The 12131-nt window shown below is 64.6% G+C and carries 12 protein-coding genes; 5 read left to right on the top strand and 7 right to left on the bottom strand.

What is annotated here, in order from left to right:
• The first annotated feature begins 37 nt into the window (after nucleotides 1-37).
• Complete coding sequence (locus MXF70_RS09990; RefSeq protein ID WP_248515492.1) at nucleotides 38-1690, top strand: long-chain-fatty-acid--CoA ligase; 1653 nt, start codon at nucleotides 38-40, stop codon at nucleotides 1688-1690.
• Between the two features lie 246 nt (nucleotides 1691-1936).
• Nucleotides 1937-3001 (top strand): zinc-dependent alcohol dehydrogenase family protein, encoded by a 1065-nt coding sequence (locus MXF70_RS09995; RefSeq protein WP_248515493.1) that lies wholly within the window; start codon nucleotides 1937-1939, stop codon nucleotides 2999-3001.
• Between the two features lie 157 nt (nucleotides 3002-3158).
• On the opposite strand, the gene MXF70_RS10000 is transcribed toward MXF70_RS09995, so the two are convergent.
• Nucleotides 3159-4640, bottom strand: a complete 1482-nt coding sequence (locus MXF70_RS10000) for an aldehyde dehydrogenase family protein (protein ID WP_248515494.1) — start codon at nucleotides 4638-4640, stop codon at nucleotides 3159-3161.
• A 156-nt stretch (nucleotides 4641-4796) separates the two neighbouring features.
• Nucleotides 4797-5465, bottom strand: a complete 669-nt coding sequence (locus MXF70_RS10005) for an HD domain-containing protein (RefSeq protein WP_248515495.1) — start codon at nucleotides 5463-5465, stop codon at nucleotides 4797-4799.
• 125 nt (nucleotides 5466-5590) lie between these two features.
• On the opposite strand from MXF70_RS10005, the gene MXF70_RS10010 reads away from it, so the two are divergent.
• From MXF70_RS10010 to MXF70_RS10020, 3 genes are all read left to right on the top strand, one after another.
• Complete coding sequence (locus tag MXF70_RS10010) at nucleotides 5591-5863, top strand: hypothetical protein (protein ID WP_248515496.1); 273 nt, start codon at nucleotides 5591-5593, stop codon at nucleotides 5861-5863.
• A 112-nt stretch (nucleotides 5864-5975) separates the two neighbouring features.
• Nucleotides 5976-6767, top strand: a complete 792-nt coding sequence (locus MXF70_RS10015) for an ABC transporter ATP-binding protein (protein WP_248515497.1) — start codon at nucleotides 5976-5978, stop codon at nucleotides 6765-6767.
• Nucleotides 6764-7999: an ABC transporter permease gene (locus MXF70_RS10020; protein ID WP_248515498.1), complete on the top strand. Its 1236-nt coding sequence runs from the start codon at nucleotides 6764-6766 to the stop codon at nucleotides 7997-7999. Before MXF70_RS10015 ends, MXF70_RS10020 begins: the two co-directional genes overlap by 4 nt.
• Before the next feature lie 98 nt (nucleotides 8000-8097).
• Here the strand turns inward: MXF70_RS10020 and MXF70_RS10025 are convergent, their stop codons facing one another.
• The 5 genes from MXF70_RS10025 to MXF70_RS10045 all read right to left on the bottom strand — a co-directional run bounded on the left by MXF70_RS10025 (nucleotide 8098) and on the right by MXF70_RS10045 (nucleotide 11792).
• A complete protein-coding gene (locus tag MXF70_RS10025) occupies nucleotides 8098-8835 on the bottom strand; it encodes a beta-ketoacyl-ACP reductase (RefSeq protein ID WP_248515499.1) in 738 nt (245 codons plus the stop codon).
• Nucleotides 8836-8947: 112 nt separating this feature from the next.
• Nucleotides 8948-10390 carry a class III poly(R)-hydroxyalkanoic acid synthase subunit PhaC gene (gene phaC / locus MXF70_RS10030; RefSeq protein ID WP_248518385.1) on the bottom strand — a complete coding sequence of 481 codons (1443 nt, stop codon included), beginning with the start codon at nucleotides 10388-10390 and terminating at the stop codon, nucleotides 8948-8950.
• Between the two features lie 14 nt (nucleotides 10391-10404).
• A complete protein-coding gene (locus MXF70_RS10035; protein ID WP_248515500.1) occupies nucleotides 10405-10953 on the bottom strand; it encodes a poly(R)-hydroxyalkanoic acid synthase subunit PhaE in 549 nt (182 codons plus the stop codon).
• 55 nt (nucleotides 10954-11008) lie between these two features.
• Nucleotides 11009-11470: a hypothetical protein gene (locus MXF70_RS10040; protein ID WP_248515501.1), complete on the bottom strand. Its 462-nt coding sequence runs from the start codon at nucleotides 11468-11470 to the stop codon at nucleotides 11009-11011.
• Between the two features lie 7 nt (nucleotides 11471-11477).
• Nucleotides 11478-11792: an AbrB/MazE/SpoVT family DNA-binding domain-containing protein gene (locus MXF70_RS10045; RefSeq protein ID WP_248515502.1), complete on the bottom strand. Its 315-nt coding sequence runs from the start codon at nucleotides 11790-11792 to the stop codon at nucleotides 11478-11480.
• Nucleotides 11793-12131: the final 339 nt, after the last annotated feature.

Consider the following 12131-nt stretch of genomic DNA (forward strand, 5'->3'; position numbering starts at 1 on the left):
CTAGTTTAATCATCTTTGGGGATAGTTATCAATTCGTATGCCAGGAGGCGCCAACCTCAATCTTCGATCGTTCCTGTGGCGTGGCGAGCGCATCTATCCCGATCAGGAGATCGTATCGCGCACGCACCAGGGATTGCATCGATACACGTTCGCGGAGTATGCCGAGCGCTGTCGCAAGCTGGCGTCGGCGCTCGAGCGAGAGGGCGTCGAACGCGGCGATCGCGTCGCGACGTTCGCGTGGAACAACCACTGGCACCAGGAGTGTTACTACGGCGTTGCCTGCATGGGTGCGCAGGTTCACATGATCAATCTCCTGTTGCCCGACGCCCACATCCAGCACATCGTGGAGGACGCCGGGGACCGGATTCTCGTCGTCGATCCGGTCATGCTCGAGAAGCTGGAGGGCGCCTACGACGAGACGGCCTTCTCGTCCGTCGAAAAGTACGTGGTGATGGGCGATCAGGTCCCAGAGACGTCGCTGGAGCCGGTCGTCGACTACGAATCTTTCATCGCCGACGGGGACCCAGAGTACGAGTTCCCGGAGCTGCCCGAGGACCAGCCCGCGGGCATGTGTTACACCTCCGGGACGACGGGGAAACCGAAAGGCGTCGAGTACACCCAGAAGATGTACTGGACGCAGGTCATGGCGCTCATGACCGGCGAGGTGGGTATACGCTCGGACGACGTCGAGTTGACCTACGTGCCAATGTTCCACGTCAGCGGCTGGTCGCGACCGTTCGCGACGATCGCCGCGGGTGCCAAGACAGTTCTTCCGGGACCGGCGCCGGAAGCGGAGGATCTGGCCCAGCTCATCGAGGCCGAGGACGTCACGCTCTCGGCGGCGGTGCCGACGGTGTTCATGGACCTCCTCGAGTACGCTCGCGAGAACGAGGTCGACTTCTCGACGATCCGCTACTTCACGAGCGGCGGCTCCTCGACCCCGAAATCCCTCATCAGCGAGTGGCGCGAGTCCCACGGCGTCGACCTCGTCTCCGGCTACGGCATGACGGAGACGACGCCGGTTACCCACGCCTACGCCCCGAAACCCGGCCAGGATCCGACCGGCGACGAACTCGACGAGATCAGGTCGTACTCCGCCGGCGTCTCGCTCCCGGGCGTCGAGTTCAAAGTCGTCGACGAGGACGGCGAGGAGGTCCCCTGGGACGGCGAGAGCCTCGGCGAACTGTGGATGCGCGGCCCGTGGGTCAGCACAGAGTATTTCAACGCGCCCGACGCCACCGCCGAATCCGTCACAGACGACGACTACCTGAAGACCGGCGACATCGTCCGCGTCACCGAGGAGGGGTACGTCGACGTCGTCGACCGGCTGGACGATCTCGTCAAGAGCGGTGGCGAGTGGATCGCCAGCGTCGAGGTCGAGAATCGCATCATGAGTCTGGACGACGTGGTCGAGGCTGCCGTCGTTCCGGTGCCCCACGATCGCTGGGACGAGCGACCCGCCGCGTTCGTGGTCCCGCGCGAGGGCGCCGACGAGGACCTCCTCCGCGACGACGTCCAGGCGATCGTCGCCGAGGAGTACCCGCGGTGGTGGGCACCCGACGCCGTCCGGTTCATCGACGAGATTCCGAAGGGGTCGACCGGGAAGTTCTCGAAACAGACCCTCCGGGAGCAGTTCGTCGACGAGGAGCTAACCGAGCAGGTCGCGGCGAACGCGCCGTCCCAGACCTGAGTAGGTTGTTCCCGGACTCATCGTTGTCCGGTCCTCACAGCCCGCTTCTCACCACCCGCTCCCGCAGCCCTTCCAACTGTCCGCTTCCCACCGTCCATTCCCCACAGCCCGCTTCCAACTATCCGCTTCTGGCCGCTCGCTGCACAGCTCTCTTTCCCCCGCTCCGAATCGCCCTTCGGAGAGCGACCGCACACTGGTCGACGAGGGCACGTGGATTTTTGGCACACCTTGACGAAGTAACCGTTAATGCGAGCAGCAGTCCTCGAGGAACACGGCGAACCGCTCTCCGTTCAGGAGGTCGAGTATCCCGAGCCGACAGCGGACCAGGTCGTCGTCGAGACCGAGGCCTGCGGGATCTGTCGGAGCGACTGGCACGCCTGGCGTGGGGACTGGGAGTGGATGGGCATCTCGCCCTCGCCCGGCCAGATCCTCGGTCACGAGCCCACGGGCGTCGTCGCGGACGTCGGGGCCGACGTCGAGACGCTCTCGGAGGGCGACCGCGTCACGGTGCCCTTCCACCTCGGCGACGGGACCTGTCCCTACTGCCAGAACGGTCACTCGAACGTCTGTGAAACCTCGATGCCGCTCGGATTCATCGGCGCCGCTCCGGGCGCGTTCGCTGAGGCCTTTCCCGTGCGCGAGGCGGATTTCAACGTCACGAAGCTACCCGATGGCGTCAACTTCGCGGAGATGGCAGCGCTTGGCTGTCGCTTCATGACGGCCTACCACGGGCTCACCGACCGCGCGGGACTCCGCCCGGGCGATACGGTGGCAATCCACGGCTGTGGCGGCGTCGGCCTCTCCGCGGTTCACATCGCCGACGCGCTCGGAGCGGTGCCGATCGCAGTCGACGTGCAGGAGGCGAAGCTCGATCGGGCCCGCGAACTCGGCGCCGCGGCGACGATCAACGGCGCCGAGGTCGACGACGTTCCCGGCGAGGTCTACGCCGCCAACGACGGTAACGGAGCCGACGTGGCAATCGACGCGCTCGGGATCGAGGAGACATGCCAGAACTCCGTTCGGTCGCTCGACCGGACCGGGACGCACGTCCAGATCGGACTCTCCGAAGGCGACACCGGCGGTAATCTCTCCGTCCCCGTGGATCAGATGACCCTCCAGGAGATCGACTTCCACGGCAGCTACGGCATGCCGCTGGTCCGCTACGACGAGCTGTTCACGCTGATCGAGCGGGGAACGCTCCAGCCAGAGAAGATTATCGGCGAGCGACTCTCACTCGAGGACGCGCCCGAGACGCTCGCATCGATGGACGATTACGAGACGATCGGGATTCCGGTCATTACGGAGTTTTAGAAGAAGCATCCGCGAGCGACCGGAGGCAGCCAGCGGTTCTCCGCAGGCGAGGAGCGAAGCTCGGAGCCTGCGGTTTTTTTTGGTCCAGATTTTTTGGAGGAGGGTTCCCGCAGCGAGCGAAGCGACCGAGGAAACCCTCCTCGAAAAAAAGGTGGGCTTACAGCAGGTCGTACTCCCGTTCCTCGTGCTGGACGGAGATCCACTTGGTCTCCAGCAGTTCCTCGACGATCCATTCGCCGTTGTACCGACCCAGTCCGGACTGCTTCATCCCGCCGAATGGAGCGTTGGGCTCGTCCTGGATCGGGTGGTCGTTGACGTGGACCATCCCGGCGTCGATCTGGTCGGCCAGCGACCGTGCGCGCTCGACGTCGTCGCACTGCACGGCGGCGGAGAGGCCGTACTCGGTGTCGTTGGCGAGCTCGATCGCCTCATCGTCGTCGGCGAACGGAATCACCGGCGCGATCGGGCCGAAGTGCTCGTCGCAGGCTGCGGCCATGTCGTTGGTCATCCCGGAGAGCACCGTCGGATCGAAGAACAGGTCATCGGCCTCGCCGCCGGTCTCGAGGGAGGCCCCCTGATCGACGGACTGCTCGACGAACTCGACGAGGTCGTCGCGCTGGGTCTCGTTGACGACCGGGCCGAAGTCCACGCTCGGATCCGCCGAGGGATCACCGACCGCCAGCGACTCGGCGTGCTCGACGAGGAGATCGACGTACTCGTCGTAGACGTCCTCGTGGACGAGGTGACGGTTGATCGAGATACAGACCTGTCCCTGGTGGGTGAAAGAGCCCACCGCGCCGATCTTCGCGGCCTGTTCGACGTCTACGTCCTCGGTCACGACGTTGGGAGCGTTCCCGCCGAGCTCGAGCGCCGGGAGGGTGACCGTGCTCCCGGCAGCGCTCGCGACTGACTTGCCGACGGACGTCGAGCCGGTGAAGGAGAGGACCCGCGGGATCGGGTGGCTGGCCATCCGGTCGCCGATGTCGGAGCCGCGCCCTGTGACGACGTTCACGACGCCGTCGGGGAACCCTGCCTCGTCTGCAATCTCGGCGAGCAGGAGCCCGCCGGTGATCGGGGTGTCCGTCGCGGGTTTCAGGACGACCGTGTTCCCGAGCGCGAGTGCCGGTGCCAGCGCCCGCGTCGAGAGGTGGAGGGGGTAGTTCCAGGGCGAGATGATGCCGACGACGCCCACTGGCTCCTGGACGATGTGGTGTGTCTTGCTCTCGCCGAAGAATGCCGAATCCCGTTCCTCGTCGGCGGGTGGCTCCTGTTCGATCGCGGTTCGGAAGTCCGATACTGAAATCGCGACCTCGCCGCTCGCCTTGCCGGAGGCGCTTCCGCCCTCCTGTGCGAGCAGCCCGACGACCTCCTCGTACCTGGCCTGTAGGCCATCCATCGCCGCCTGGACGTACTCCAGGCGCTCCTCTCGCGATTTCGCTGCCCACTCGGGCTGTGCAGCCTCCGCTGCCTCGTAGGCCGCGTCGACGTCAGCCTCCGTCGCCGCGGGGACTTCCGCGAACTCCTCCCGTGTCGACGGGTTTTCGACGGGGATCGTTTTGCCGCTCGATGCCTCGCGCCACTCGCCGTCGACGTAGAGCCGGTCCCATCCGGTTCCGGTCTCCTGTTCGGGCGTGGCCATCACTCGATACACACGCGCTGCCCGGCCAAAGTACTTTGGTGCACGTCCACAAACAGCAGTGTCGTTTCCACGATCCGCTCGGCCGAGGTGAGTCCACCGATACTGGGGCCATCGGCCCCTGTGGCAGTCGGCCTGCTACGACTTCTGCCGAGACAGCTATCTCTCCCCGCGCCACTCCCGACGGAACCGTTCGGCGAACGTCTCGAGAAACTCGGTCCGGTCCGCCGCGATCTCGCGAGCGGTCTCCGTGTTGCACTCGTCGACGAGTCGGTAGAGTTTCTCGTCGAAGTGCCCGAGGACGCAGGGCTCCTCGCCGTCTGGCCGCCAGAGTGGAATGCCGCGATCGCCGCCGAACGCGAAGCAGCGACCGACGCCCACGGCGCCGAGTGCGTCGAGGTTGTCGGCGTCCTGCAGGACGGCGGCCTCGACGCTATCTGGACGTCTCGGATCGTCACGGTACTCGTAGTCGTCGTGGACGGCGACGCAGTGCTGGACGGCGTCGATCGTCTCGCGATCGGTCACCCCAGCGTCGGTCAGGATCGCTTCGACGTCCTCCAGCGTCGCCTCGGGGTGGACGAACTCGTGACCGTTTACGACCCGGTGATGGTCGTGCACGAGTGCAGCGAGGCCGACGACGTGGGGATCGGCGTCCTCGTCGGCTGCGATCGATCGCCCGAGGCTGAACACGCGCCAGGCGTGGGCGAGATCGTGGCCGGAGGAGTCCCCTGCGAGCGTCGACTGCATCTCTGCTGCGACGGCCGGATAGGGCTGCTCCGTCGCACCGGGAACGTCCCAGTCCGGGAGCGCTTCGACAGATTCGGGCATGTGAACTGTCGCGTGGAGATCGCACTTCAACGATAGGGAACCACGTGGTGAAACTGAATCCGAACAGGGCTTGCAGTCCGATCGGCCCGTCACGTTCAGGGGGCTGGCGATCAGACCTCTCACCGATGCCAGAGATCGGGGAGCACTATCGGTCGGACGGTGCGTCTGTGCGCCCCGGCGTCTACCGGATCGTCGGCACGTCCGACGGTGTGACGCTCCTGCGGGTCGCCGACGATCGGGGTCGCCGGCGTCACACGGGCGAGATTCTGTACGTCGCTGCGGCGACGATCGACGAGGAGTTCGAACCGGTGGGTGATCCCGACGCTGGATTCGCCCCACGAGCGAGCGTTCGAAACGCGATCCAGGGGCTCTATTGGTCGGTACGCTCACTCGTTTAGGTATCCGGAGCGCTCCGCGGATCGACGCCGCAGTGTTTTGGCCATCTGTGGCTGCTATTCCCGCCACTGCTGGATTGGCCTTTATACAGCAGGCCGTCGAATCATGATATAGATGGCTCGTACAGATCGCGGTGGTGAACGCACCGGAACCGGCGTCGTTGCGGCGCGCAACGTCAGTCGGACCTTCTTTCTGGGCGAGCCGGTCCACGCCCTCCGGGACGTGACGCTGACGCTCGAGGAGGGATCGTTCACGGCAGTCATGGGCCCGAGCGGCTCGGGCAAGAGCACGCTGATGAATCTGCTCGGCTGTCTCGACACGCCGGATCAGGGCACGATCGAAATCGACGGCCGGTCGGTTGGGGACCTCTCCGGTGCCGAACGGGCGCGTCTTCGCGGGCGAGAGATCGGATTCGTCTTCCAGACGTTCAATCTGATGCCACGGCTCACCGCCGCCGAGAACGTCTCCCTGCCGATGGTGTTCAACGACGTCGTCGACGCGGACCGTCGCGAGCGCGCCAGGACGTTGCTCGAGCGAGTCGGGCTCGGAGATAGGTTGGATCACGCGCCGAACGAACTCTCCGGCGGTCAGCGCCAGCGCGTGGCAATCGCGCGTGCGCTCGCCAACGAACCAACGCTGATCCTCGCCGACGAGCCGACGGGGAACCTCGATAGCGAGACTGGCAGGGAGATCATGGATCTCTTCGACGAACTCCACGCCGAGGGACGAACGATCCTCATGGTCACGCACGAGCGACACATCGCGGAGCGCGCCGACCGCATCGTCACGCTCGTCGACGGCCAGCTCGAGCGAATCGAGGACGTCTCCGACGTCGTCCCCTCGGGACCGACGGTTCTCGACGACCGAGACGCTCCTACCGAGCCCGACGGAGGTGAGGGTGCGTGAGGATCCGTGAGAGCATCCGTATCAGCTGGCGAGCGATCACCGGTCACAAACTTCGTTCGACGCTCACCACGATTGGGATCGTGATCGGCATCGGCAGCATCATCGCGTTCATGGTGCTCGGTGGTGCCTTCGAGGAGGACGTCCTCGGCGGATTCGACACGGAGGATCAGACGCTCGTACTGGTCCAGACCCAGGGCGAGGTCGATGGCGGATTCGGCTTCCAGACGTTCTCCGATCCGATCTACACCCAGAACGACGTCGAAGCGATAGAGCGCATCGACGGCGTCGAGTTCGTCGATCCCGATGGGACCATACCCGCCTCGCAGGTGAGACGCGGCAGCGAGACCACCGTCTCGTTCACGGTTCGCATCGCAAAACCCGCGTCGTTTTCCAAGAACGTCAGCGGCAGCTTCGTCGCCGGTGAGGCGTTCGCCGATGAGGGGGAGGCGGTTATCGACACCGAACTCGCCGAATCGCTCGGTGGCAACGTCAGCGTTGGCGAGGAGATCCGCGTAACGTTCACTGACGGCACCCGCCGTAGCTTCACGGTATCGGGTATCTACGCTGCCGAAAACCAGGCGCCTGGAACCGGTACGTCGGTCTACGTGCCTGCCGATCCGTACTACAACGTCACCGTCGATACACACCGCGGGACTGAGGCGATCGCGTACTCGTCGCTTACCGTCTGGGTCGATAGCATCGAGGATCTGAGTGCGGTCCAGTCCGCCGCGGACGAGTACTTCCACTCCGGCGAGTCCGACGCCGAGCATCTCGTCGACGACGACAAGCAGATCGCCGTCCAGACGTTCGACGCGCTGCTCGCACAGGTCGGCGAGATCTTTGACCAGGTGACGATATTCATCGCCGGGATCGCGGGGATCGCATTGCTCGTCGGGGCGATTGGAATCGCGAACATCATGATCGTCAGCGTGACCGAGCGCACTCGGGAGATCGGTATCATGAAGGCGGTCGGGGCGCGCCAGCGTGACATCGTCCAGTTGTTCCTCGTCGAAGCGCTGATCCTCGGTATCATCGGCGCGATCGGGGGCGTCATGCTCGGAATCGGGACTGGCTACCTGCTCGTAGGCTACGCCGGTTTTCCGATGATCTACCCGATTGACTGGATCGTGATCGCCGTGTTCGTCGGCATCGGCGTGGGCATCGTCTCTGGGCTCTACCCGGCCTGGCGGGCCGCGCGAGTGGATCCGATCGAAGCGCTGCGGCGGGAGTAGTCTCGCCACTGGCGGTCGTTCGATGCAGTAGTTACCGCGCCCGGACATCCGTTTCAGCGGTTCGTATGGTTCAGAAACCCGTACCGCTGTCCACCGATCTACAGGTCCATCCCGCCGTTGACGTCGAGGACCTCGCCGGTGATGTAGGAGGACTCTTCGCTCGCGAGGAACTCCACGACGTTTGCAACGTCTTCGATCGTCCCGAACCGATCCAGCGGAATCTCCTCCAGAATGACGTCGCGAACCCGGTCCGGTACCGTCTCGAGCATCGACGTCTCGGTAAAGCCCGGTGCGACGCAGTTCGCCGTCGAGCCGGACTCTGCGAGTTCGAGCGCGAGCGTCCGAACGAACCCGAACAGGCCGCTTTTCGCTGCGGCGTAGTTCGCCTGTCCGAAGTTCCCCTGTTTGCCGACGATCGACGAGATGCAGATGAGTCGCCCCTCCTCGGAGCATTTGATGTCGTCGAAAAACGTCTGTGTGCAGTTGAACGCCCCACCGAGGTGGACGTCGATGACCTGATCCCACTCGTCGCGCGTCATCTCCTCGAACTTCGTGTCCTGGGTAATCCCGGCGTTGTTGACGAGGACGTCCACGGGCCCGAATGCATCGTGGATCTCGTCGTGCATGGATTCGACCTCGCGGCGCCCAGTCACGTCGGCGCGCGTGGCGATGGCCGAGCCGCCGGCGGCCTCGATGGTTTCGACGACCTTCTCGGCGTCCTCGATAGAGGATCTGTAGTTGACTGCGACGTTGGCGCCGGACTCGCCGAGCTGCTCGGCGATGCCGCGGCCGATTCCCCTCGATGCGCCGGTGACGAGACAGGTGCGTCCTTCCATGATGAAGCCTCCATAGTGGTGGGACCGAGTCGCGGCGGTCCCGCGGTCACTAGCTGTACAAAGGACGATACCGGCAATAAAAGGTGGTCCCGAGATGGACCGACGATGTCGCCTACTCGTGCAGCTGCTCGGCCTGCTCGATCCAGGAGAGGATGCGGTTGGGCGCGACCTCTGTGTCGGCGGCGAGCGCCGCTGCGTCCGCGTCGGCGAGTTCGGCCAGCGTGGTGACGCCAGCGTCTTCGAGCCGATCCTCGTAGGCGGGGCCGATGCCGTCGACGTCTTGGAGAGTCGCCGCTTCGGCTCCGTCGTCGACGTCAACGTCCGCGCTTCCGCTCTCTTCGTCGCTCGCTTCGCCGCTTTCATCGCCGCTCACTCCGTCCGGGGCCGCTTCGTCTCGGGTCGCATCGTCTTCGTCCGTTTCTCGATCCTCAGCGGACGCGCCATCTTCGTCCGCCTCGGCGTCCTCGCCCACCTGTGAGCGCTCCTCGAACCACTCGCAGACGTCGGGCCAGAGTTTGGCGTGCGATCGGGAGGAAACGCTCATCCCGATGTGGCCGGTCGGGAACTCCATCGTCGTCACGTCGTCGGTGCCGACGACGTCGTTGAACGGTTTGGAGGCGGTCGGCGGGATGAGGTGATCGTACTCGGCGACGATCTGGAGCACGGGCACGTCGATGTCGGTGACGTCGACGTGGCGATCGCCCAGGTAGAGTTCGTTCTCGTAGAGCTTGTTCTCCTGGTAGATGTCCTCGATGAACTCCTCGAAGGCGTCGCCGGCGACGTCGATGCCGTCGCCGAGCCACTCCTCCATGCGCGCGAAGTTCTCGACGAAGTCCTCGTCCTCCATGTTTTCATAGAACCGGACGTACTTCGTCACGTAGTTCTCGACGGGGTCCATCAGCGCGAACCCGGTGTCGAGGAACTCCGCCGGGACGTTCCCGAACGTGTCGGTGATGGCGTCGGGATCGAAGTAGTCCTCGTCGCCCCACAGTTCGAGGATGCCGCCGCTCTCGGCGAAACACAGGCCAGCGGCCATCAGGCCGAGATTCCGGACCTTCTCGGGGTAGAGAGCGGTGTACATCGATGACATCGTCCCGCCCATGCAGTAGCCGAGCAGGTTGATCGAGTCCTGGCCGGAACGCTCGCGAACCTCGTCGACGCAGTTGTCGACGTACCGGACGACGTAGTCCTCGAGTGTGAGCGACCTGTCGAGCAGGGAGGGCTCTCCCCAGTCGATCATGTACACGTCGAACCCGTTTTCGAGGAGCGTTCGGACGACCGAGCGATCGGGCTGGAGGTCCAGAATGTACGGCCGGTTGATCAGCGCGTAGACGATGAGAATCGGCACGTCGTGTTGCTCCTCGGTCTGTGACTCGTAGTGGAGCAGCCGGAGCTTGTTCTCCTCGTAGACGACCTCGCTGGGCGTCTCGCCGACGTCGACCGACGTGATCGTCTCGTTGGCGTCTGGCGCTGCACCGAGCTTCTTGGCTGCGTCGGTGGCCTGCTCCCAGGCCGACCGCTGGGCGTCGAGGAAGCCTGCGTAGGGGTTCTGCATCGTGGTCACCTGGATCACTCCTCGTCGAGTGCGTCTAGCACGTCGTCGAGCTTCTCCTCGATGGCGTGCTGACGCCGTTCCAGTTCGACGAGCCGGTCACCGACTTCGCGGATGTCCCGCTCCGTCGCCATGCCCAGCGCGTGGAGCGTCTCCTGTGCGTTCTCGTCGGCGGCCTGCCGGAGTTCGAGTGCGTCCTCGACCGTCTCGCCCGTGACTGCGGCGAACGCACTCGTAGACATGACTTCCTTGAACGCCTCGTTGGCGCTCGACAGCCAGAGGTCTCGCGCGTCCTCCGGCGAGACGTCGCCGCCTTCCTCGGCGACCTGACCGGCCATCTCTTCGGCAGCGTCCATCCAGACCTGATAGGCGCGGGCGTAGCCCTCGACGCCGTCGCCGATGCGATCGTCGTCAGTGCCTTCCGCGAGCGTCTCTGCCCAGGTCTCGACGAACTGGGACTGGGCCTCGACGTTCGCCTCGAACGCCTCGACCATCTGCTCGTTCATGTTCTCGACGAACTCGGTCCAGTTCTCCTGTGCGGGCGGGGTCGTGGTTTGCTCACTCATTGGTATGGTTGCTCGTGGTGGTGTATCGAGCCGCAGGTAGTTCAAAAAGGGGGCTTCAGTCGGCGGAAACGTCGATCTCCTCGAACTCCTCGGCGTTCTCCTCGACCTGCTCGTGGGCCGAGAGGAACGTGTCGAAGGAGCTGTCGACGAACTCGCCGTAGTTGTCGGCCGCGGTCTCGAAGCTCGTGACGCCCTCGTCGGTGGCCTCGTGGATCGCGGACCAGGACTCGGCCTGGATCTCCTCTGCGTTCTCGAAGCCGTCGTCGACGAGCGCTCGCAGGTCGTCGAGGTCGGCCTCGGGAACGGACTGCTCGATCGCGTCGAGGTAGGCGTGGGCGGCCTCCTGGCTCAGATTGGCGCTCTGCTCGCTGACCTGCTCGAGCGTCTCGAGCCCGTCGGCCATCGCGTGCACGGCCGTCTTCTGGGCCTCGAGTGTCTCGTGGGTGAGCTGGTGGGTCTGTTCGATCGCACTGCGCTGGATGTCGAACGCGGTCGTGAGGGGGTTGGTGTCGGTCATGATTGGGTCACTCCTCGTCTCGATCTCGCTTGACGGGGACGACGATCGTCTGGACGATGTCACCCTCTTCGATGTCGAGGGCCTCGCGCTCGGCGTCCGGGATCGAGATACGGCCGCCGCTCTGTACGCGAGATTTGAACGTCGCGGTTCCGGTGCTCAGTGCACCAAGGTCGGAGAGCCCGCCACTTGCACCGCCAGTGCCCATGGAGAGCCACTGCTCGTACAGTTCCTGCTGCCGTTCCGCGGCGTCTTCGCTTGCTTCCTGGAACTGCTCGGCGAACATCGCCGGCGGCCAGGGGAACCCTGCGTTGTCGTCCGTCATCACTCACGTATAGGGCGCTGGGGAGCATAAAGCTTGCCCTCAGATGGTATTCAATGGTGTTGAGTGGTGTTTGGTGCTCCACGCCGGTTCCGTACGGCGATCTCCCGATCGTCCTGCGCTCAACACACTTGCCGGCCTCACTGCGGTGCTCTGGACGCTCCCACTGGTTAGATGCCCGATGCTCTCGACATCCAGAATCCTCCCCTCGATACCGTGATTCTCGGATGCCGTCCCATATCAACGATGGAGCAGCGTTCCCGTGAAATCGGCTGCAGATCTCCGTAATCGTCCATTTAGGTGACACGAGCCAATGCACACAAGTACCCAGACACTCCTACG

It is taken from the genome of Salinarchaeum laminariae, assembly GCF_023204835.1.
GTDB lineage: Archaea > Halobacteriota > Halobacteria > Halobacteriales > Salinarchaeaceae > Salinarchaeum > Salinarchaeum laminariae.